Origin of the sequence: Caballeronia sp. LZ033 (genome assembly GCF_031451265.1) — a bacterium.
GTDB lineage: Bacteria > Pseudomonadota > Gammaproteobacteria > Burkholderiales > Burkholderiaceae > Caballeronia.
Window position 1 is genome coordinate 452,829 of record NZ_JARUXQ010000003.1, and the last position, 20,937, is coordinate 473,765.

17 protein-coding genes are annotated in these 20,937 nt (G+C 63.2%); 9 read left to right on the forward strand and 8 right to left on the reverse strand.

Annotated elements, in window-relative coordinates; genetic code table 11:
- Positions 1-23 precede the first annotated feature (23 nt).
- The 4 genes from QCE62_RS23295 to QCE62_RS23310 all read left to right on the forward strand — a co-directional run bounded on the left by QCE62_RS23295 (position 24) and on the right by QCE62_RS23310 (position 5,202).
- Positions 24-893 carry a LysR family transcriptional regulator gene (locus QCE62_RS23295; protein WP_309923632.1) on the forward strand — a complete coding sequence of 290 codons (870 nt, stop codon included), beginning with the start codon at positions 24-26 and terminating at the stop codon, positions 891-893.
- 306 nt (positions 894-1,199) lie between these two features.
- Positions 1,200-1,655: a 2Fe-2S iron-sulfur cluster-binding protein gene (locus tag QCE62_RS23300; RefSeq protein ID WP_309815769.1), complete on the forward strand. Its 456-nt coding sequence runs from the start codon at positions 1,200-1,202 to the stop codon at positions 1,653-1,655.
- A 1-nt stretch (position 1,656) separates the two neighbouring features.
- Positions 1,657-3,891 carry a xanthine dehydrogenase family protein molybdopterin-binding subunit gene (locus QCE62_RS23305; protein WP_309923635.1) on the forward strand — a complete coding sequence of 745 codons (2,235 nt, stop codon included), beginning with the start codon at positions 1,657-1,659 and terminating at the stop codon, positions 3,889-3,891.
- A gap of 12 nt (positions 3,892-3,903) precedes the next feature.
- Entirely contained in the window at positions 3,904-5,202 is a 1,299-nt protein-coding gene (locus QCE62_RS23310) for a c-type cytochrome (RefSeq protein WP_409017903.1), read from the forward strand.
- 33 nt (positions 5,203-5,235) lie between these two features.
- On the opposite strand, the gene QCE62_RS23315 is transcribed toward QCE62_RS23310, so the two are convergent.
- Positions 5,236-5,505, reverse strand: coding sequence for a DUF1488 family protein (locus QCE62_RS23315; protein ID WP_309923637.1), 270 nt, complete (start codon positions 5,503-5,505; stop codon positions 5,236-5,238).
- A 460-nt stretch (positions 5,506-5,965) separates the two neighbouring features.
- On the opposite strand from QCE62_RS23315, the gene QCE62_RS23320 reads away from it, so the two are divergent.
- Together QCE62_RS23320 and QCE62_RS23325 are read left to right on the forward strand one after the other, a co-directional pair.
- On the forward strand, positions 5,966-6,412 hold the full coding sequence (locus QCE62_RS23320; RefSeq protein ID WP_309923638.1) for a DUF3331 domain-containing protein: 447 nt from the start codon (positions 5,966-5,968) through the stop codon (positions 6,410-6,412).
- 374 nt (positions 6,413-6,786) lie between these two features.
- The gene (locus QCE62_RS23325; protein ID WP_309923640.1) at positions 6,787-7,281 is read left to right on the forward strand and encodes an H-NS histone family protein; all 495 of its coding nucleotides are present in this window, start codon (positions 6,787-6,789) and stop codon (positions 7,279-7,281) included.
- Between the two features lie 5 nt (positions 7,282-7,286).
- Here the strand turns inward: QCE62_RS23325 and QCE62_RS23330 are convergent, their stop codons facing one another.
- The 6 genes from QCE62_RS23330 to QCE62_RS23355 all read right to left on the reverse strand — a co-directional run bounded on the left by QCE62_RS23330 (position 7,287) and on the right by QCE62_RS23355 (position 13,209).
- Positions 7,287-8,768, reverse strand: a complete 1,482-nt coding sequence (locus QCE62_RS23330; RefSeq protein WP_309923642.1) for an amidase — start codon at positions 8,766-8,768, stop codon at positions 7,287-7,289.
- A gap of 26 nt (positions 8,769-8,794) precedes the next feature.
- Entirely contained in the window at positions 8,795-9,727 is a 933-nt protein-coding gene (locus QCE62_RS23335) for an LLM class oxidoreductase (protein ID WP_309923644.1), read from the reverse strand.
- A 123-nt stretch (positions 9,728-9,850) separates the two neighbouring features.
- On the reverse strand, positions 9,851-11,332 hold the full coding sequence (gene mctP, locus QCE62_RS23340) for a monocarboxylate uptake permease MctP (RefSeq protein ID WP_309923647.1): 1,482 nt from the start codon (positions 11,330-11,332) through the stop codon (positions 9,851-9,853).
- On the reverse strand, positions 11,329-11,529 hold the full coding sequence (locus QCE62_RS23345; RefSeq protein WP_309923649.1) for a DUF3311 domain-containing protein: 201 nt from the start codon (positions 11,527-11,529) through the stop codon (positions 11,329-11,331). The genes mctP and QCE62_RS23345 overlap by 4 nt, the downstream gene beginning before the upstream one ends.
- A 205-nt stretch (positions 11,530-11,734) precedes the next feature.
- A complete protein-coding gene (mnmD, locus tag QCE62_RS23350; RefSeq protein ID WP_309923651.1) occupies positions 11,735-12,478 on the reverse strand; it encodes a tRNA (5-methylaminomethyl-2-thiouridine)(34)-methyltransferase MnmD in 744 nt (247 codons plus the stop codon).
- Positions 12,479-12,495: 17 nt separating this feature from the next.
- The gene (locus QCE62_RS23355; protein ID WP_309923653.1) at positions 12,496-13,209 is read right to left on the reverse strand and encodes a YceH family protein; all 714 of its coding nucleotides are present in this window, start codon (positions 13,207-13,209) and stop codon (positions 12,496-12,498) included.
- A gap of 397 nt (positions 13,210-13,606) precedes the next feature.
- On the opposite strand from QCE62_RS23355, the gene QCE62_RS23360 reads away from it, so the two are divergent.
- Both QCE62_RS23360 and QCE62_RS23365 read left to right on the forward strand, forming a co-directional pair.
- Complete coding sequence (locus QCE62_RS23360) at positions 13,607-15,079, forward strand: circularly permuted type 2 ATP-grasp protein (protein WP_309923655.1); 1,473 nt, start codon at positions 13,607-13,609, stop codon at positions 15,077-15,079.
- Between the two features lie 75 nt (positions 15,080-15,154).
- Positions 15,155-16,201, forward strand: coding sequence for an alpha-E domain-containing protein (locus tag QCE62_RS23365; RefSeq protein ID WP_309923657.1), 1,047 nt, complete (start codon positions 15,155-15,157; stop codon positions 16,199-16,201).
- A gap of 16 nt (positions 16,202-16,217) precedes the next feature.
- Here QCE62_RS23365 and QCE62_RS23370 read toward each other — a convergent pair whose 3' ends face one another.
- Positions 16,218-17,291 carry a putative zinc-binding metallopeptidase gene (locus QCE62_RS23370; protein ID WP_309923659.1) on the reverse strand — a complete coding sequence of 358 codons (1,074 nt, stop codon included), beginning with the start codon at positions 17,289-17,291 and terminating at the stop codon, positions 16,218-16,220.
- Between the two features lie 171 nt (positions 17,292-17,462).
- Here QCE62_RS23370 and QCE62_RS23375 point away from each other — a divergent pair, with 171 nt between their 5' ends.
- Entirely contained in the window at positions 17,463-20,909 is a 3,447-nt protein-coding gene (locus QCE62_RS23375) for a transglutaminase family protein (RefSeq protein WP_309923660.1), read from the forward strand.
- Positions 20,910-20,937: the final 28 nt, after the last annotated feature.

Below are 20,937 nucleotides of genomic sequence, written 5' to 3' on the forward strand. Positions count from 1 at the left end.
ATTCGCACGGCGATCATACAAAAATGAATGGACCCGATCTCGACTGGAGCGACGTGCGTGTGTTCCTCGCCATCGCGCGAAGCGGCACGCTCGGCGCCGCGGCGCGCGCGACAGGCCAGACGCAGCCCACCATGGGCCGCCGCCTGCGCGCGCTGGAGGAAACGCTGGGTCATGTGCTGTTCCAGCGCACGAGCGACGGCTTCGTGCTGACCGATGAAGGCGCGGCGGTCTTGTCGCATGCCGAGCGCATGGAAGAAGAGGCGCTAAGCTTCACGCGCGCGCTGGCCGGACAGGAAGCGTCGCTTACCGGCTTGCTGCGCATCTCGTCGTCGGACTGGTTCGGGGTTCATGTGCTGACGCCGGTATTCGCGCGCTTTCTCGCCAAGCATCCGGATGTGCAGATCGAGCTCGTGACGGATGCGCGCCGCTATAACCTTGCGCGTCGCGAGGCGGACCTCGTGTTCCGCATCACGCCCTTCGATGAGCCTGATGTGGTGCAGCGCAAGCTCATGCATATCGATTACGCACTGTACGGACGCCGCGATCTCGCACAACCTTCCCTGGGCGATGGAACAGGGCAGACACTCATCAGCATGGACAGCGCCTTCGATCATTTGCCGGACGTGCTGTGGGTCAAGCGCGCGCTGCCTAACGCGAGGATCGTCTTCGGCAGCAACAATCGCGATGCCCAGGCGCGGATGTGCGCGTCCGGTGCAGGGTTCGCGGTGCTTCCCTGTCCGCTCGGCGATGCCGATGTCCGCCTGAAACGCTGCGACCTTGGCGAAACACCGCCGGGCCGCGACGTATGGATGGGTTATCACCGCGACCTCAAGCGAGTCGCGCGATTGCGCGCGCTGCTTGAGGAAACGCTGTCTGCTCTAAGCAAAGCTTAGTCATCGCATGTTATCGGCGCGGACTAATTTGCATTGCAACTAACCCTCTTTTTTGCTTGAAACCTTTGAGTTTGTTCAAAGCCAACGCTTACACAAGCCTCAAAGGAATATCGAAGAGAATAGGGCTGCGGAGATTAAGGCAAGTCGATAATGGTCGGGAGCGATTGCGCGTGCCGCCTGTCGAGCTTGTTTTAAAAAGCGAGGCTACAATCCGCTAGCTCTTTCCGCTCGATTTCACGCCGGCTGTCTCCCCGCAGCCGGCCATTTGCGCTATCCGCCATTTCTACTCTTAAGCCGGAGCCGCTCATGACCACACTTGATATCAACGGCCAGACTCATACGGTCGATGCCCCGCCCGACATGCCCGTGTTATGGGTCTTGCGCGATCTCGTCGGACTCACCGGCACCAAGTTCGGCTGCGGCATTGCGCAATGCGGCGCCTGCACGGTTCATCTCGACGGCGTCGCCGTCCGTTCCTGCGTGTTGCCGGTGGCGGCAGTCGGCGAGCGCAAGATCACGACGATCGAAGCAGTCGGCGACACGCCCGCAGGCAAGAAAGTGCAGGCGGCCTGGCGCAAGCTCGATGTCGTGCAATGCGGCTACTGTCAGTCCGGGCAGGTGATGTCCGCCACGGCCCTGCTCGCGACCGTACCCGATCCTGGCGACTCCGACATCGATGCCGCCATGGCCGGCAACATCTGCCGCTGCGGCACTTATCACCGCATTCGCGCCGCCATCAAACAGGCAGCGAAGGAGGCGTGAAATGTCGCAAGGACTGATCGAGGCGGGCCGACATGCGGCTCGTACCGGCTTCTCGCGCCGCGCATTCCTCAAGTGGGGCGTGACGGCGAGCGTGGCCGCGGGCGGCGGACTGCTGGTCGGCTTCAGCCTGCCCGCCGCGAGCCAGGATCAAGGCAAGGGCAAGTCGGTGATCGGCGGCGATGGCGTCGAGACGCCGCAGGACGGCGTGTTCGCGCCGAATGCCTTCGTGCAGATCGACAAGAGCGGCAAGGTCGTGCTCATCATGCCGAAGGTCGAGATGGGCCAGGGCGTCTATACGTCGCTGCCGATGCTGATCGCAGAGGAACTCGAGGTGCCGCTCGATCAGGTCACGATCGATCACGCGCCGCCGAATGAAAAGCTCTTTACCGACCCGCTGCTGGGCGGTCAGCTGACGGGCGGCTCCACGTCCATACGCTATGCGTGGGAGCCTATGCGCAAAGCCGGCGCGGCCGCGCGCATGATGCTCGTCGCGGCAGCCGCGCAGCAGTGGCAATGCGATGCGGCGTCGTGTCAGGCGCAGAGCGGCAAGGTGGTCGATGCATCGGGCGAGCGCAGCGCAAGCTATGGCGATCTCGCCGAAGCTGCCGCGAAGATGCCCGTGCCCACGGACATCAAGCTCAAGGATCCGAAGGACTTCAAGATCATCGGCACGCCGGTGAAGCGGCTCGACTCGCCCGAGAAAGTCGACGGCACCGCGATGTTCGGTCTCGACGTGCGCTTGCCTGACATGGTGTATGCCGCCATCGTCAACTGCCCGGTCTTCGGCGGCACGGTCGTGTCGTTCGACGACAGCGCCGCGAAGAAAGTGCCGGGCGTGCGCCAGGTCGTCAAGTTCGACAACGGCGTCGCGGTCGTCGGCGATCACACGTGGGCCGCGAAGCGCGGTGCGGCTGCGCTGAAGGTCGAATGGAACGAAGGCGCGGGCGCGAAGCTGTCCACGCGACAACTCGTCGACGACATGGCGCAGGCCTCGCAGCGCAGCGGCGCCGTCGCGCGCAAGGAGGGCGATGCCGGCAATGCATTGTCGGGTGCGAAGACGCGCGTGGATGCCGTGTACGTCCAGCCCTTGCTTGCGCATGCAACCATGGAGCCGATCAACTGCACCGTGCATGTGCGCCCGGACGGCTGCGACATCTGGCTCGGGACGCAGGTGCCCACGCGGGTTCGCGATGCCGGCATGCAGGCCACGGGCTTGCCCGCCGACAAGATCGTCGTGCACAACCATCTGCTCGGCGGCGGCTTCGGCAGACGGCTCGAATTCGACATGGCGACGCAGGCGCTCAAGATCGGCAAGGCGCTGGGCGTGCCCGTCAAGGTGACGTGGTCGCGCGAGGAAGACATCCAGCACGACATGTACCGTCCGTGCTATTACGACCAGCTTTCGGCGGGACTCGATGCCAACGGCAAGCCGGTTGCGTGGACGCATCGCATCGTCGGGTCGTCGGTGCTGGCGCGCTTCGCGCCGCCTGCCGTGAAGAATGGCGTGGATCCGGACGCCGTGGAAGTCGCGGCCGATCTCCCCTACGACCTGCCCAATCAACTGATCGATTACGTGCGGCTCGAACCGCATGATGTCCCCACTGCCTTCTGGCGCGGCGTGGGACCGACGCGCGGCACCTTCGTCGTGGAGAGTTTCATCGACGAACTCGCGGCGCAGGCCAAGGCCGATCCGGTCCAGTACCGGCGCGACCTGCTGGGCAAGTCGCCGCGCGCGCGCAACGTGCTCGATGTCGCGACGCAGGCGGCCGGCTGGGGCCAACATGCGCTGCCGCAAGGTCAGGGACGCGGCGTCTCGGTGATGCACGCCTTCGGCAGCTTCTTTTCGATCGTCGCCGATGTGAGCGTCGACAAGGAAGGCGAGGTCAAGGTAGAGCGCATCGTGTGCGCCGTGGATTGCGGCATGGCCGTGAACCCGAACACGATCGAAGCGCAAGTGCAGGGCGGCATCATCTTCGGCATCACGGCGGCGCTCTATAGCGAGATCACGATCAAGGACGGCCGCGTCGAGCAAAGCAATTTCACCGACTATCGCATCCTGCGCATTCATGAAACGCCGCCGGTGGAAGTGCATATCGTCAAGAGCACCGAAGCGCCTGGCGGTATCGGCGAACCCGGGACGGCCGCGCTCGCGCCGGCCATCACCAACGCGATCTACGCGGCAACCGGGAAGCGGCTGAGGCAGCTACCGGTCGGCAGCCAGTTGCGCAGCGCCTGAGGGAGCCCGTCCATGAAGAACGCATTCAAGCCTCTGTTCGCGGCGCTGTATGCGGCAGGCATGGCCTTCTGCCTGTCGCCCTCCGCTGCCACTGCCGCCGATACGGCGAACGACGCGCTCGTCGCACGCGGCGCCTATCTCGCGAAAGCCGGCGACTGTGTCGCGTGTCACTCGATTCCAGGCGGCAAGCCGCTCACGGGCGGCCTGAAGATGATGACGCCCGTCGGCGCCATCTATTCGACCAACATCACGCCGGACCCTGAAACCGGGATCGGCCGTTACACGGAAGAAGACTTTGCGCGCGCCTTGCGCAAGGGCGTGGCGAAGGATGGTCATAACCTCTATCCCGCGATGCCTTATCCGTCGTACGCGAAGATCAACGACGACGACATGCACGCGCTCTATGCGTACTTCATGCATGGCGTCACGCCGGTGAAGCAGGCGAATCGCGAAGCGGACATCAAGTGGCCCATGAACATGCGCTGGCCGCTCAAGTTATGGAATATGGTATTCCTTGAGAACGGCGTGTATCAGAACAAGCAGGGCAAGGATGTCGCGTGGAATCGCGGCGCTTACCTGATTCAGGGGCTGGGACATTGCGGCTCGTGTCATACGCCGCGCGGTATCGCGTTCCAGGAAAAAGCCCTCGATGAAAGCGGCAGCGCGTTCCTGACCGGCAGTCCGCTCGATAACTGGTTCGCCTCGAACCTGACCGGCGAGCACAACACGGGCATCGGCCGCTGGTCGGAACAGGATGTCGCCACGTTTCTGAAAACGGGCGCCAACGCGCATGCCTCGGCATTCGGCTCGATGACGAGCGTCATCAACAACAGTACGCAACATATGGACGATGCCGACATCACCGCCATGGCGCAGTATCTGAAATCCCTGCCGGCAGCAGGCGGCACGGGCGCGCCGGCGTATTCGTATGATCCCAGGGCGACGCGCGTTTCGCTCACGCGGCCGGCCGCTTCGGACGCGGGGGCGCGTGTTTATACGGCGTACTGCATGCATTGCCACGGCGTGGACGGACGTGGTTTCGCACCAATGCTGGCGCCGCTCGCGGGCAATCCGAATGTGCTGGAAAAGGATGCGTCGTCGCTGATCAACGTCACGCTCAACGGCACGGAAGATATCGTCCTTCAGGGCGTCCCCGCGCCTTATCCGATGCCGCGCTATGCACCGGTCCTGAATGACCGGCAGATCGCCGACGTGCTGACCTTCATTCGCGGCGCGTGGAACAACAATACGCCGGCGGTCGCGCCGGACGACGTGGCAAAGATGCGCAAGGCAACCCAGGCGGCGCGCTAGACGGATGCATGGCGTGCGCTTGAGCGGTTTGCCTCACGAAGCAAAGTCGATGACGTCGAGGTGAATGGCACTGGCCGGATGAGCAAGAAACTTCCGGTGTACCCGCGCGCTGATGCGTTCATAGCCATCGCTCAAGGCTTTCAGCAGACGCTCGTCGCTAGCGCCGGCGGGCGCCCAGAAACATTGCTCCAGCGCCTTGCGGGTGATGTTGCACTGAATGGCCTGCTCGCGGGAAAACGCAACGAAACTGACGGACGCACGGTCCGCAGAGATGCTTGCATGGATCGGGAGCTTGCTTGTCATGATCCGACAGGAGTGTCCAGGGCGCCGGTTTTATTGTGTCAGAAATCGACGCATGCGCGCACTCCGGATCGAAAGCGAAACCTGTCTGGATCGCCGGATGTTCCTTACTTCATTCAAGTGAAGAATTCCGCCTTGAGCCTGCCTGGCGGCGAACGTCCGTTCGTTCAAACGAAGTTTGCTTGAGATGGCCTGGCTTGCAAAAGCCTGAGCGCGTCGCACTTGAGTAAGCGATGGCGTTCGCGAACATGTATTTCAGGAAAAATGGAAACAAAACACGGTCCATGTGTACTACTCTAGGAACGATAATCCTAAGCGGCAGTGTCGCCCGGTTCATTGGGCGAATTCACTAGCGCGACAATCCGGCTCGGCAAGCGGAACGTGTCTCGCATTCCCGTCATCACATCGGCAACGTTCACCCGGTCGCTGTTGCGGTGCGCGTCGTCGCGAACAGGAGCGGAACATGAAGAGTCCATCGATGATGGATCCCTGGAGCCGTACCCTGGCCATGCTCGACAAATCGGGCCGGCTGTCCGAGGCAGCCGACAATCCCGCGTCCCTGACGCGAACTCTGGTGCGCAAGGTGCCGGTCAGAGGCAGCTTTGCGCCGGACAACGAGACTGGCCGCGTGAACATTCGCGTGCTCGAACGCCTGAGCGCTTCGACTCTTGCGCTGTCCTGGCACGATCCCACCTCCTTCAACTATTCCGAGCAGGTCTGGTCGCTCTGCACGGCGCGCAAGCGCGGCACGTGCGCATTGAGCGGACAGGCGATCCGGCGCGGTCAGCCGGTGTACCGGCCAAGACGGGTCGGCAGGTCGATACCCCTCAACAGCGGCGCGATGATCCTCGCCCGGGCAGTCATGGTCACGCCGCTGGAGCCGGAAGAAGAGGCGCTCGCCGTCGGATGACGAAAGTCATCTCAGGACAGGCGCGCGTCCCAACTATAGAGAAGACGTTGCACCAGGATTGCGCGTCCTGTTCATTCGTCTGATCGGCAGCTCGACATCGGGCGCTTGATAAAGACCGGATGAAGTAAGAACAGGCTGGTCTAGTGCCTCGTCAGAGCGCGATAAAGGTAATCTTTTGAGCATGAGCGCATCGCCGCGGCGTGCGCCGGATAAGATTTCCTGCAGCACAACTTCGCAGGATTGCAAGGTTATGCCGAAGTTATGGCGCAGCCTCAGACAAGCCATGGACTGTCGCTGCTTGACCGGGCCACGTGGCCGCTTCAAGTGTCGCTCTAGGTGTCGTTCCAAGGCCGCTTCATGTTTCAGGAGGAACAATGGCTACTCTGGCGCAGCTGGAAAACCAGATTCAGGAATTGCAGCGTCGCGCGGATGCCTTGCGCGAGGAAAAGTCACTGGAGGCTATCGCCAGTATCCGCGCGCTCATGCAAGAGTACGGGTTGACCATGTCGGATCTGGTCAAGGCAGGGTTGGGAAAGATGCGCGGCCGTCCTGCCGGCTCGCGGAATACATCAGCCAGGACCGGCAGAGGTCAGGGAACGAAGCTGCCGCCGAAGTATCGCGATCCTGAATCGGGCGCTACCTGGAGCGGTCATGCGCGAGCGCCCGCGTGGATCAAGAATGCGCCGGACCGCAGTGTCTATCTGATCGACGCGGCGGCGGACAAGCCTGCCTCGAGCAGAGCCGCATCGGCTTCGCGCGCCGCGGGTGCGAAGCGTGCGCGCAAGAGCGGCGCGAAGAAGGCCCCGAAGCTGTCGGACCGTGCCGAGCCCGGTACCAGTCAAAGAGCCGCGCAGCGCGCCGTGGCTTGACCCGGTCAAGTCAGCTGGTCAAGCAACGGGCTCCGTTGTGTGGCGTAGTTGCTTGCACGTTCATACGCAAGCCCAAGCCGAAGTACGTCGAGATCCTGCTGCACCGGTCCCATGATCTGCAAGCCCGCCGGTAAGCCGTCCGCATTGAAGCCGGCAGGCGCACTGAGTGCGGGAAGCGAAGCCATCGTGGCGGGGACCACCGTCTCCATCCAGCGGTGATACGAGTCCATATTGCGCCCGGCAATGGCATGAGGCCAGTCGAGTGAGGCATCGAACGGAAAGACCTGGGCCGAAGGCATCACCAGGAAGTCGAAGCGTTCGAATAGCGTATTGATCGCCTGATACCATGCGGACCGCTCGCGCACGGCGCGCGAAATGTCTTCGCTTGTCAGCTTCAGGCCGCGTTCTATCTCCCATACCGCCTCGGGCTTGAGCAGCGCTCGTTTAGCGGTGTCGCGCCAGAGCGGGCCGTTCGTTCCTGAAAACGTCAAGCTGCGCAGATCGATCCAGGCGCGCCACAGGCGTTCCGGATCGAACTCCACGCGCGCGGCTTCCACCACGCAGCCGATGGTGTCGAAATGGCGCAAGGCCGCTTCGCAGGTGGCCATCAAGCCCGGCTCGGTCGGCAAGTGTCCGTTCAGGTCGCCAAGCCAGCCGATGCGCTTGCCCCGCATGTCGCACTCCAGCGCGTGTGCGAAGTCGGCGGGTTGTTCGCTTCTGCGTGAAAGCGGCGCGCGGGCGTCGAAGCCGGCTTGCACGGACAACAGCAGGCCAAGGTCCGGTATCGAACGCGCCATCGGGCCCGCCACGCTGAATTGCTGGAAGAACACGTCGTCGCTTGGCGCATAGGGCACGCATCCGGGCGTCGTGCGAAAGCCGAATACATTGTTGAACGCGGCCGGCGTGCGCAGCGAGCCCATCATGTCCGATCCATCCGCGCAGGGCAGCATGCGCAACGCCACGGCAACAGCCGCGCCGCCGCTGCTGCCGCCGGCGGAGCGCGTCGGGTCGAATGCATTGCGCGTGGTGCCATACACCGGGTTATAGGTGTGGCCGCCCAGGCCGAATTCCGGCGAATTCGTTCGGCCCACGAAGAGCGCGCCGCCTTCGCGCATGCGCTCGAAAATCACCGCATCGGTCTGGCTGACTTCACCGGCGTAGATAGGCGAGCCCTTGCTCGTGACCATGCCCGCAACCGGCAGGATATCTTTCGGCGCTTGCGGAAAGCCGTGCAGCGGCCCGAGGCTGTTGCCCACGGCCAGTTGCGTGTCACGCTCGCCGGCTTGCCTGAGCAAGGCGTCCCTGTCCTGCAATGCCACGATGGCATTGACCACCGGATTGAACCTGTCGATTTGCGCGAGATGAGCCTGCATGACCTCGACGCATGAAACCGCGCGTGAATGAATCGCGCGCGACAGCGCAACGGCGCCGAGGGACACGATATCGTCGCTCGGCGGAAGATCGGGAGTGGCGTCGGATGCGGTCATGGTCTCGTTGAAGATAAGCCGTGGGTTCAGTGATGAAACTGCGGAAGCACGCTGGCCGCGAGTTCCTCGATGATGTCGCGCGCAGGCCGCCGCTCTGACGTCACGTTGAGCGTGACATGATGCGTGCCGTTGTCGCGCATCCGTTGCAGGATGTCGATCAGCGCGCGATGCCCGGTGCGATAGCCCAGCGCAAGCTCGTGCGCCGGTTCGGCGGGATCGTCGGCGAGTTCGAGGCGCATCGCCACACCGAAGGCGCGAAACGCACCGCCCGCCGCGCGCTCCACGGCCGCGCGCCACATGCTGTAGCGGCCGCGCTGTGCTTGCGGTTCGCGGTGATAGGTCATCCAGCCGATCGAATGGCGCGCGATCCAGTCCACGCTCTGGCCGCCCGACCCCACGGCAAGCAACGGAATGGGCGCGGCCTGGCGCGGCAGCAAATAGAACTCGGGCGCGGCATCGCTTGCGTGATCGGGGATGACGGTCGAAGGCGTGGCAACGGCCGCGGCAAGCGTGTCCCAATGCCGTCGATACAACTCGCGCCGTTCCTCCGGATCGCGGCCGAATGCGGCATATTCCGGCGGCCGGTCGCCTGAGCCCACGCCAAGCACGAAGCGTCCGCGCGACAGATCATTCACCGAGAACGCCGCCTTGGCGACATGCAGCGGATGCCGCAGCGTCAGCACGATCGCGCCGCTGATCAGCGCTGCGCGCTGTGTATTCGATGCGAGCGCACCCAACAGCACCCATGGGTCGAGGTGTCCGACGGGGTCCGGATAATCGGCGCTGTTGAGCGGCACGTCGCGCACCCAGAGCGCGCGAAAGCCCAACTGGTCCGCCAGCCGCGCGAGTTCGATCTGCTCGTTGAAGTCGACCACGCTCTGGTGGTCGCCGGTGATCGGCAAGGTCAAGCCGATGGAAAGCGCATTAGGGGCGAACACCTGGTTCGCGATGGAGGACATGACACGCAGGGCATCGGAATGGAGTCGACGTCGATGGTATCACCGCGACTCGTATCGGCGCGTGGATGAAAAAGAGCCCGGCGCCTGTGCGGGGCCGGGCTCCTTCATGCCGCTGATGTGGAATCAGGCGGCGGCGACTGCGGTGCGTCGCGTGACCAGCGACACCGCGAAGGTCACGATCACATTCACGACCAGCGCGATGATGCCGATGTACAGCGGCCAGCTGGCGTCGCCGGCATGCAGCACATAGACCGGCTTGAGTCCTTGCGAGATGGCGAGTCCGGTGCCGAGCACGATGCCGCAGAGCCACCCGAGGAACAGCCCCGGCGTCGTCAGGCGGCGCGTGAAGAGCGTGAACACGATGGCCGGGAAGATCTGCAGGATCCACACGCCACCGAGCAATTGCAGGTCGATGGCATATTGCGTCGGCAGGAACACGATGAACAGCAACGCGCCGAACTTCACGACCAGCGACACGACCTTGGCCGTCGATGCTTCCGAAGCCGGCGTCATGTCGGGCGAGACGAGCGGACGCCAGAGATTGCGCGTGAAGAGATTCGCGGCGCCGATGGACATGATGGCGGCGGGCACGAGCGCGCTGATCGCGATGGCGGCCGCCGCGAAGCCGACGAACCACGACGGAAACAGCGTGCCGAACAGCGCCGGCACCACGTCTGAAGCGGACTTCACGTGGATGCCTGCGGCAATCGCCATATAGCCGAGCAGGGCGATCAGGCCGAGCAGCAGCGTGTAGGCGGGCAGGAAGATCGCGTTCTTGCGCACGGTTGCGGCGGACGACGACGACAGCACCGCGGTCATCGTATGCGGATACATGAACGCGGCAAGCGCCGAACCCAGCGCGAGCGATGCATAGGCGGTGAACTGGCCGGGCTTGAGAATGATGCCGGTCGGACCGCCCTTCGCCTTGAAGTATTGATCGGCGGCGTCGAAGACGTGGCCATAGCCGCCCAGCTTGGCCGGAATCAGCCACACGGCGGCGATCACCACGATATAGATCATGATGTCCTTCACGAAGGCGATCATGGCCGGCGCGCGCAGGCCACTCGTGTAGGTATAGAGCGCGAGGATCACGAACGCGACGATGAGCGGCAGTTCACCCGTCACGCCGAGCCCCTTGATGACGACCTGCATGCCCACCAGTTGCAGCGCGATGTAAGGCATCGTGGCCACGATGCCGGTTATTGCCACGGCTGCTGGAAACCATTTGCCGCCATATTCGCCCTGTACGTAATCGGCGCCGGTGATGTGGTTTTTCGCATGCGCGATTTTCCATAGCTTCGGCATGACGGCGAAGACGAACGGATACACGATGATCGTATAGGGCAGCGCGAAGAAGCCGTACGCGCCTACGGAATAGACGAGCGCGGGCACGGCAATGACGGTGTAGGCCGTATAGAAATCGCCGCCGACCAGGAACCACGAGATCACCACGCCGAACTGACGGCCGCCGAGGCCCCATTCGTGCAACTGGGTGAGATCGCCGCGTTTCCAGCGCGCGGCAAAGAAGCCGACGATGGTCACGAGCGCAAAGAACGCGATGAAGATGCCCATCGCGAGCGGATCGACTGGAGTGAGATCGTTCATTTGAGGCCCCTGTACACGACGTAAAGCAGGAGCGACGTGAGCGGCACCCACAAGAACTGATACCAGTAGAAGAATGGGAATCCGCCGATTGAAGGACGGGTGTCGTTATAGAACGGCAGCCACAGCAAGGCTACGTACGGAATGAGTAGCGCAATCCACAGCCAGGGGCTGCGTGGCGCATCGTTATCGGGTTCCAAGACCTTTCTCCTCGTGAATCTGCGCTGACAAGAACGTGCCGCCGCGTCCGCGCCATTCGATTCGCCGATCGAAGCGAGGACCGCGCCGCCAACGGGTGCGCATTATCCGGGATATTCCGGAATATTGCCGGGAGCTTCAGAGAAGAGATGAACGGAAAAAGCTGTATTACTGATAGCTTTCGGTCGTGATTGACAACCGCAAAGATTACAAAACAATTTCATCGCTAACCGATGCGCGCTTGCCGACTAGCATCGCGCGCTTGCCGCCAAAGCCGCGCACCTTGCGATATTCGAAACCGTTCTGAAGCAGCGCGCGCTTGACCTGGCCCGCGCTCGTATAAGTGGCGAAGCTGGCGTCGTCGCTTGCGATGGCGGCTAGCGAGGCGAACAGTGCAGGCGTCCACATGTCCGGATTTCTGGCAGGCGCAAAGCCGTCGAGATAGATCGCGTCCGCTGTCGTGCCGTCCTGCTTCAGGCGCGGCATGACATCGATCACATCGCCGAAAGCGAGCGTGAGCGTCACTGCGCGTTGTTCCAGTTCAATCCGGTGACTGCCCGTCACGAGCACCGGCCACGCGGCCGCGAGCGTGTCGGCCAAGGGCATGACGGAGGCATCGTCGATGATTGCCGCATGCGCGCGGCGCAGGTCGGCGGCACTGAACGGATGCTTCTCCACCGAAATGAAGTGAAGAGACGCGGGACGTTGAGGATCGGTGCGCCACGCGGCCCAGGTCGCAAGAAAGTTGATGCCCATGCCGAAGCCCGTCTCCAGCACGTCGAAGCGCGGCTTGCCGCGCCATCGTTCGGGCAGGCCATTGCCGTTCAGGAACACATGGCGCGCTTGCGACAACGCCCCGGCGGCGCTGTGATAGATGTCGTCATGACGGGGCGACCAGGGCGTGCCGTCGTCGCGAAACACGAGCGGTGCCGGGACAAGCGGTTCGTGCATGAGCGCAACCCGATGGATCAGGCATCCGGCGACGGTTGATCGAGTGCAATGCCCAGTTCGCCGGCCATGCGCACGACCATTGCACGCAATTGCACGACTTCGTGAGCCAGCCGCTTCTGTTCCGACTTGAGCGCTTCGAATTCCGAAGCCGAAAAGCCTTCGCCGCCTTGCGCCTCGCGCGCAAAAGGCTCGCTTGCGCTCACGCCGATTTCGCCGCACAGCAAGTGCATCCAGCGGCTTTCGCGCTCACCGGGCACGCGCGGCAACCTGACGACACGGGGCGGTTCGTTGCCGGCCAGTTCATCGAGAAAGCTTTCCACCGACGATATGTCCGCAAACGCGTGCAGTCTGGCGCTATTCGCGCGCAGTTCGGCGGCCGTTTGCGGTCCGCGTAGAAAGAGCGTGGCGAGCAGCGCGACCGACTGGCTCGGCACGCCAAGCACGCGGTTGACGTTGTGTTCGAAGCGCGGCACACGGCTGCTGCTGCCCTCGATCACGAGGCTCAGCCGCTTGAGACCGTCGATGGTCGTCAGCACTTCGTCTTCGCTGACGTTCATCACGGGAGAACGCGCAGTCTTCTGGTTGCAACCGGAGGTCAGGGAATTCAGCGACAGCGGATACGTGTCTGGCACCGTATGCTGTTTCTCGACGAGCACGCCAAGCACGCGCGCTTCGAGCAGGGTGAGTTCGCGCAACGCGGGACGGGGAGCGGCTTCGGATGGAGTGTTCATGGCGTCGTTCGGCTTGCTGGAAGACGCCTATCATACCGGTGGGGCGCGCACTGTCTTGCGGCATGGACCCGGACGGCGCGTCGTTCTGGTGCATGAGTTGGCATCGAGTTTATCGGCTTGCGAGTTTTTACGAGGATCCAAACCGTTTTATCGATTGGCATTGAAGTTGCTTTTTTGTATTCGGCACTGGGCTGCCCACGCAAACGATGCGCGGTACGATCGACCTTGCTGAGTCGACTTACCTGCACGCATCTCGCTTCGAGGTCGCCTAACGGCGTGACCGGTATGACCGGCGCGCCGCGTCTTTCAGGCTCTTCAGGCATTGCGGGAGTGCAACCAGAAATACGAACGCCGGGGCACCGCCACCCCGGCTTGCACTTCATATGGAAGACCGGTTATGACGCAAGCATTCTTCAACGAGATGTTCGAGCGCAACGATCTCGAAGCGCGGGGCATGCCGGCAGCGGCGTTTCGCGCGGCGGGCGATCCCCGCACGCATTACCGCGACTTCATGAACTGGCTGACCGTGCAAAGCGAGCAGCAGATCGACATCAAGCGTGCGGAAGCCGATCTCAACTTCAGGCGCGTCGGCATCACCTTCGCGGTGTATGGCACCAGCGACGTGCCGGGCATCATTCCCGAGCGCACGATTCCCTTCGACGTCATCCCGCGCATCTTCCCCGCCGATGAATGGCGCGCGCTCGAACGCGGCCTGCGGCAACGCGTGAATACGCTCAATCGCTTCATTCACGACATCTATCACGAGCAGGACATCATCCGCGCGGGCATCATTCCCGAGGCGCAGATTCTCGGCAACGCGCAGTATCGGCCGCAGATGCGCGGCGTGAACGTGGCGCGCGACATCTATGCGCATATCGCCGGCATCGATATCGTGCGCGCGGGACAGGGCGAGTTCTACGTGCTGGAGGATAACCTGCGCGTGCCGTCGGGCGTGTCGTACATGCTCGAGAACCGCAAGATGATGATGCGGCTTTTTCCGGATCTCTTCGCGCGCAATCGCGTGGCGCCGGTCGCGCATTATCCGGATCTCCTGCTCGATACCTTGCGCGCCGCCGCGCCCGCCGCCGCCGGGAATCCGACCATCGTCGTGATGACGCCCGGCATGTACAACTCGGCGTATTTCGAGCATGCGTTCCTGGCCCAGCAGATGGGCGTGGAGCTGGTCGAGGGACAGGATCTGTTCGTCGATGACCATCAGGTCTTCATGCGCACCACGCAGGGACCGCAGCGGGTCGATGTCATCTATCGTCGCGTGGACGACGACTTTCTCGATCCGCTCGTCTTCCGTCAGGATTCGGCGCTCGGGGTGCCGGGTCTGATCGACGCATACCGGATGGGCAATGTATCGCTATGCAATGCAGTGGGCACCGGCATTGCCGATGACAAGTCCATTTATCCGTACGTACCGGACATGGTGCGTTTCTATCTGGGTGAAGAACCCATACTGAACAACGTGCCGACCTGGATGTGCCGCAAGCCCGACGATCTCAAGTATGTGCTCGATCATCTGCCCGAACTCGTCGTGAAGGAAACCCACGGCGCGGGCGGCTATGGGATGCTGGTGGGACCCGCGTCCACTACGGCGCAGATCGCGGAATTTCGCGCGGTGCTGGAGGCGCATCCGGAGAAGTACATTGCGCAGCCGACGCTGGCGCTGTCCACCTGCCCGACCTACGTGGACGCGGGCATTGCGCCGCGTCATATCGACCTGCGTCCGTTCGTGCTCTCGGGTACCGACGTGCGCATGGTGCCGGGCGGACTGACGCGAGTGGCGTTGCGTGAAGGATCGCTGGTGGTCAATTCGTCCCAAGGCGGCGGAACCAAGGACACGTGGGTACTGGAGCGCTAGAACATTCACTGACGAAAGCTTGAGCATGGCACGCCATGCGGTATTGAAGACAACGACAAACCACCGGGAACACCCATGCTGAGCCGTACCGCGGATCATCTCTTCTGGATGGCGCGCTATACCGAACGCGCCGAAAACACTGCCCGGATGCTCGACGCGAACTATCAGCTTTCGCTCCTGCCGCAGTCCGACGAATACGCGGAACTGGGCTGGCGCGCGATGTTGTCGATATCGGAGTTGAGCGGGATCTATTCAGCGGCGCACCATGGCATGAAGAGCCGTGACGTAATTGATTTCATGGCGGCCGACCTCTCCAATCCTTCGTCGATCATCAGTTGCCTGCGGGCCGCGCGCGAGAATGCGCGCGCCGTGCGCAGTTCCACCAACAGCGAATTGTGGGAGTCGCTCAATACGACCTGGCTCGACGGTCAGCGCATGCTCGCCGATGGCATTCTCGAACGCGAGCCTTATACCTTCTTCGAATGGGTGAAGTTCCGCTCGCATCTGTCGCGCGGCGTGCAGCTGGGCACGCTGGTGAAGGACGATGCTTTTTATTTCATGCGTCTCGGGACTTTCATCGAACGCGCGGACAATACGGCGCGGATTCTCGATGTGAAGTTCGAGATGATGGAGCAACGCGACGATACCGCCGCGCAGCCGTTCGACTATCACCACTGGGTGGCGGTGCTGGGTTCGGTGTCGGGCTTCGAGGTGTATCGGCGGGTGTATCGCGATGTCATCACGCCGGAGCGCGTTGCCGGACTGCTGATCCTGTATGGCGACTGGCCGCGTTCGCTTGCCGCGAGCATCGCCGAAGTGGAGCAGCTGATCGCGCAGGTCACGAAGGGCCGCGACACGGATGCCGGGCGACTGGCGGCGGAGTTGAGCGCGGAACTGAGGAACGGGCGGATCGGCGACATCCTGCAAGCCGGATTGCATGCCTACCTCGTCAGTTTCCTTGCGCGCGTGAATGACCTGGCGGGCCGGGTGAGCCGCGAATTCCTGTTGCCGATTGCGCCTGAGCCTGAGACTGAGCCTGAGCAGACCCAGTCCCAGTCCCAGTCCCAGTCCCAGACGCTGTCGCTGTCGCAAACCCAGACGCAATCGCAGAGCAAGGGCTGAACGCGTGCCTTGGGCTTCAGCGTTTGGCCGCCGCCGCGACGACGCGATGCACGAAGCGCAGCTTGTCGAGGACCGGAGGCGCAAGCGTGAACGGATAACCGTCCGGCATGCCGAGACTGCGATTCAGGCTATTGAGCACATAGGTCAGCGGATACCAGCGCTTCATCAGGTTATCGAAGCTGGCGTCCTCGACAGGCGTCTGGTCGGTGAGCGTCGGCTCGTCCGGCGTGTCCGGCACGAGCACGAGGCCGCAGGACACCGCCGTGTCGAGCGTGTCGACGATATGCAGGTAGTGCGCCCAGGTTTCCGCCCAGTCTTCCCAGGGATGCATCGTCGCGTAAGCGCTGATGAAGTTGTCCTCCCACTGCGCGGGCGGTCCTTCGTGATAGTGGCGGTCGAGTGCGGCGGCGTAGTCGGCCTGTTCATCGCCGAAGGCCGTACGGAACGGGTTGATGCGCCCGGTATCGGCGATCAGCCGGTCGAAGAAATAGTGTCCGGACTCGTGCCGGAAATGCCCGAGCAGCGTGCGATACGGCTCGTGCAGCGAAGCGCGCGTTTTCTCGCGATGCGCGTCGTCGGCTTCGGCGACGTTGAGCGTGATGATGCCGTTGTTGTGCCCGGTCATCACGCCGTGGCCTTGCGAATCAGCTTCGAGGAACTGGAATTCGAGGCCGCGCTCGGGGTCGGTCTGGCGCGAGACAACTTCGAGGCCGAGTTCGGCGAAGGTATAGAGCAGCCGGCGCTTGGCCGCTTCGATGCGATACCAGAAGACGCGGTTATCTGGATTCGACAGATTGGGAATCACGCTGGTGAGCTGGCAGGAGCAGCACAAGGCATCCGCGGGCGTGTCCTCATCGGTGGCAGGAACGACCCAGTTGCAGACGTTCTCGACGGCGTAGTTGTGGCACGGCCGATAAAGCTGATCATTCGCGAGCGGATGCAGACTGCGCCAGCGGCCGTCTTCGGTTTCGTCGAATGCGCTGATCTGATTGATCTCGGGAATGTAACCGAGTCGCGCGCCACACTTTTCGCAATGCGTGTTTTCGAAAAAAACAAGCTGATTGCAACGGTTGCAGTGGAAGGTTTTCATCGTGTGGCCGGTATGAGTAAAGCCGCGCGGGATGGAGATTGCGGGCGCTGGCGGCGGAGCTTTGCGCAAGCTTCGTGCCGCGCGGGCGAGAAGGCTTCCACGACTAGCACGAGCGCGCGGGCCGTCTTTTTCGGTGCGCGGCGTCATTCGATTTGAACAAAGGAGTGCGGTGTGTCCATTCGTGTCGCGTTGAACCATGTCACGCATTATCGTTACGACCGGCTCGTCGGTCTCTCGCCACAAGTCGTGCGTCTGCGGCCGGCTCCGCATTGCCGTACGCCGGTCGTGTCGTATTCGATGCGCGTTGAACCCGAAGAACATTTCATCAACTGGCAGCAGGACGCGTTCGCCAATTACCAGGCGCGGCTCGTGTTTCCCGAGAAAACGCGCGAGTTCAAGGTGACGGTCGATCTCGTCGCCGAGATGGCCGTCTACAATCCGTTCGACTTTTTTCTGGAACCGGCTGCGGAAAAATTTCCGTTCGCTTATGCGCCGGAATTGCTGCACGACCTCGCGCCGTACATGGTCAAGCGCGAGCCGACGCCGCGATTTGCGACTTTCGTCGAAAGTATCGATCGCACGCCGCAGCCGACCGTGGATTTCCTCGTTGCGCTGAACCAGCGGCTGGCGAATGAAATCCGCTATCTGATCCGCATGGAGCCCGGCGTGCAGACGCCGGAGGAAACGCTCGAAACGGCGGCGGGATCGTGTCGCGATTCCGGCTGGCTGCTGGTCGAGGCGCTGCGGCATCTCGGGCTGGCTGCGCGTTTCGTATCGGGCTACCTGCTGCAACTGGCGCCGGACACGAAATCGCTCGATGGTCCGAGCGGCACCGAAGTCGACTTCACCGATCTCCATGCCTGGTGCGAGGTGTACTTGCCGGGCGCGGGCTGGATCGGCTTCGATCCGACCTCGGGCCTGCTGGCGGGAGAGGGCCACATTCCCGTCGCCTGCACGCCCGAGCCCGACAGCGCCGCGCCCGTCTCCGGCGCGGTGGACAAGAGCGAAGTGGCGTTCGATCACACGATGTCCATCGCACGCGTGCTGGAAACGCCGCGCGTGACCAAGCCGTACAGCGAGGAAGACTGGCAGGCCGTGCTGCGCATGGGCGAGCAGGTGGACGTCAAGCTGGACGAAGGCGATGTGCGCCTGACGATGGGCGGCGAGCCGACCTATGTGTCGGTGCGCGACCGCGATGCACCGGAATGGAACACCGATGCGCTGGGTCCGACGAAGCGCGCCTACGCGGTGTCGCTGATGGACAAGTTGCGCGCGCAGTACGGTGCTCGCGGCTTTTTGCATATCGGGCAAGGCAAGTGGTACCCGGGCGAACAGCTTCCGCGCTGGGCGCTTTCCCTGTTCTGGCGCGCGGACGGCGAGCCCTGCTGGCACGATCCAGCGTTGTTCGCGGACGAGCGTCAGCCGGCGTCTTTTACCTCCGACGATGCCGGGCGTTTTATCCGGCATCTTGCATGCAAGCTTTCGCTGGATGCGAAATACGTTCAGCCCGCCTACGAGGACACGTGGTACTACCTGTGGCGCGAGCGCCGGCTGCCGGTGAACGTCGATCCGTTCGACTCGCGTCTCGATGACGAACTCGAACGCGCGCGCCTGCGCCGGGTCTTCGACGCCGGTCTGCCTTCCGTGACCGGCTATGTGCTGCCCATTTCCCGCGACGAAGGCCCCGCGTTGCAGCCCGGCGTGTGGACGAGCGGTCCGTGGTTTTTCCGCGATGAGCGCATGTATCTGATCCCCGGCGATTCGCCGATGGGCTACCGCTTGCCGCTGGAGTCGCTGCCCTGGGTTTCGCAGGCCGACTATCCGTGGCAGCACCAGCACGACCCTTTCGCTCCGCCCGTGCCGCTGCGTACGGCAACGGAATTACGCATGCAATATGCCGATCTGGATGTTGCATCAGGCATGCAAAATACCGGCTCGGCGGACGCGGTCGCTCGGGGCGAAAGCGGTGCTTCGACCAGCGGCGCGAGTGCAGGCCTTCCCCGGCGCGGTCAATCCGCCGCCGACACCCTCCGCACGGCGCTCTGCGTGGAAGCACGCGATCCGGCGCGCGCCGCCGGACCCAAAGCGGAAGCCGAGGCGTTCGAGAAACTCGGCAACGGCAACAAGCTGATCCACGTGTTCATGCCGCCGCTGACCGCGCTCGATGACTACCTGGACCTGCTGGCCGCCGTCGAATCGACCGCCGCCGATCTCGCCATGCCGGTGATCGTCGAGGGCTATCCGCCGCCGCGTGATCCGCGTCTGAAGATGCTGCAGGTCACGCCGGACCCGGGCGTGATCGAAGTGAACATTCATCCGGCGGCAAACTGGACAGAACTCGTCGAGCACACCGAGTTCCTGTACGCGGCTGCCCACGAGACCTACCTGAGCCCGGAGAAGTTCATGCTCGACGGCCGCCACACCGGCACTGGCGGCGGCAATCACTTCGTGCTCGGCGGGGCCACGCCCGGGGACAGCCCGTTCCTGCGGCGTCCTGATGTGCTCGCCAGCCTCATCGCGTACTGGCTCAATCATCCTTCGCTGTCGATGCTGTTCTCGGGTCTCTTCATCGGGCCGACCAGCCAGGCGCCGCGCGTGGACCAGGCGCGCAACGACCAGGTCTTCGAACTCGAGCTGGCGTTCGCCGAATTGCAGCATCAGTTGGACCGGCTCGGCGGGCGCGACAGTGCGGCGGTGCCGCCGTGGCTCATCGACCGCATCCTGCGCAATATCCTGATCGACGTGACGGGCAACACGCATCGCGCGGAATTCTGCATCGACAAGCTGTATTCGCCGGAGGGCGCCACCGGCAGGCTCGGGCTGCTCGAACTGCGCGGCTTTGAAATGCCGCCGCATGCGCGCATGAGTCTGGTGCAGCAACTATTGCTGCTCGCGCTGGTGGCGCGCTTCTGGGACACGCCCTACACGACGCGCCTGACGCGCTGGGGCACCGAGCTGCATGACCGCTTCATGCTCAGTACCTTCGTGCAAATGGATTTCGATGACGTACTCGCCGAGTTGCGCGAGGCCGGCTTCGCCTTCGAGCGCAGCTGGTTCGAACCGCATTTTGAATTCCGTTTCCCGCTGGTGGGTTCATACGACACCAACGGCATCGCGCTGACCATCCGCAACGCGCTCGAACCGTGGCACGTGATGGGCGAAGAGGGTTCCGCCGGCGGCACGGTGCGTTACGTGGATTCGTCCGTCGAGCGGCTGGAGGTGCGCGCGCTGGGGTTGAACGGCAACCGGCACGTCGTGACCGTGAACGGCGCAACGCTGCCGTTGCAGCCGACCGGACGCGTCGGCGATTACGTCGCGGGCGTGCGGTTTCGGGCGTGGTCGCAGGCGGCGTCGCTGCATCCGACCATCGGCGTGCATGCGCCGCTCACCTTCGATATCGTCGACACCTGGACGGGGCGCGCCATCGGCGGGTGCCAGTACCATGTCGCGCATCCCGGCGGACGCAACTACCAGACTTTCCCGGTCAACGCCTATGAAGCAGAAAGCCGCCGCCGCGCCCGCTTCTTCGCGACCGGACACACGCCCGGCACGATGTCCGTCGAAGCGCGCGAACGCAGCCTTGAATTTCCGTTCACGCTCGACCTGCGTTATCGTTGAAATGCATTCATCATTCAAAAGATAAGCG

Excerpts from the sequence above, each read along its gene's own strand:
- mctP (WP_309923647.1), bottom strand. The coding sequence starts at position 11,332 with ATGAACGATCTCACTCCAGTCGATCCGCTCGCGATGGGCATCTTCATC.
- QCE62_RS23335 (WP_309923644.1), bottom strand. The coding sequence starts at position 9,727 with ATGTCCTCCATCGCGAACCAGGTGTTCGCCCCTAATGCGCTTTCCATC.
- QCE62_RS23360 (WP_309923655.1), top strand. The coding sequence starts at position 13,607 with ATGACGCAAGCATTCTTCAACGAGATGTTCGAGCGCAACGATCTCGAA.
- QCE62_RS23295 (WP_309923632.1), top strand. The coding sequence starts at position 24 with ATGAATGGACCCGATCTCGACTGGAGCGACGTGCGTGTGTTCCTCGCC.
- QCE62_RS23310 (WP_409017903.1), top strand. The coding sequence starts at position 3,904 with ATGAAGAACGCATTCAAGCCTCTGTTCGCGGCGCTGTATGCGGCAGGC.
- QCE62_RS23365 (WP_309923657.1), top strand. The coding sequence starts at position 15,155 with ATGCTGAGCCGTACCGCGGATCATCTCTTCTGGATGGCGCGCTATACC.
- QCE62_RS23320 (WP_309923638.1), top strand. The coding sequence starts at position 5,966 with ATGAAGAGTCCATCGATGATGGATCCCTGGAGCCGTACCCTGGCCATG.
- QCE62_RS23370 (WP_309923659.1), bottom strand. The coding sequence starts at position 17,291 with ATGAAAACCTTCCACTGCAACCGTTGCAATCAGCTTGTTTTTTTCGAA.
- QCE62_RS23300 (WP_309815769.1), top strand. The coding sequence starts at position 1,200 with ATGACCACACTTGATATCAACGGCCAGACTCATACGGTCGATGCCCCG.
- QCE62_RS23315 (WP_309923637.1), bottom strand. The coding sequence starts at position 5,505 with ATGACAAGCAAGCTCCCGATCCATGCAAGCATCTCTGCGGACCGTGCG.
- mnmD (WP_309923651.1), bottom strand. The coding sequence starts at position 12,478 with ATGCACGAACCGCTTGTCCCGGCACCGCTCGTGTTTCGCGACGACGGC.
- QCE62_RS23325 (WP_309923640.1), top strand. The coding sequence starts at position 6,787 with ATGGCTACTCTGGCGCAGCTGGAAAACCAGATTCAGGAATTGCAGCGT.
- QCE62_RS23355 (WP_309923653.1), bottom strand. The coding sequence starts at position 13,209 with ATGAACACTCCATCCGAAGCCGCTCCCCGTCCCGCGTTGCGCGAACTC.
- QCE62_RS23330 (WP_309923642.1), bottom strand. The coding sequence starts at position 8,768 with ATGACCGCATCCGACGCCACTCCCGATCTTCCGCCGAGCGACGATATC.
- QCE62_RS23305 (WP_309923635.1), top strand. The coding sequence starts at position 1,657 with ATGTCGCAAGGACTGATCGAGGCGGGCCGACATGCGGCTCGTACCGGC.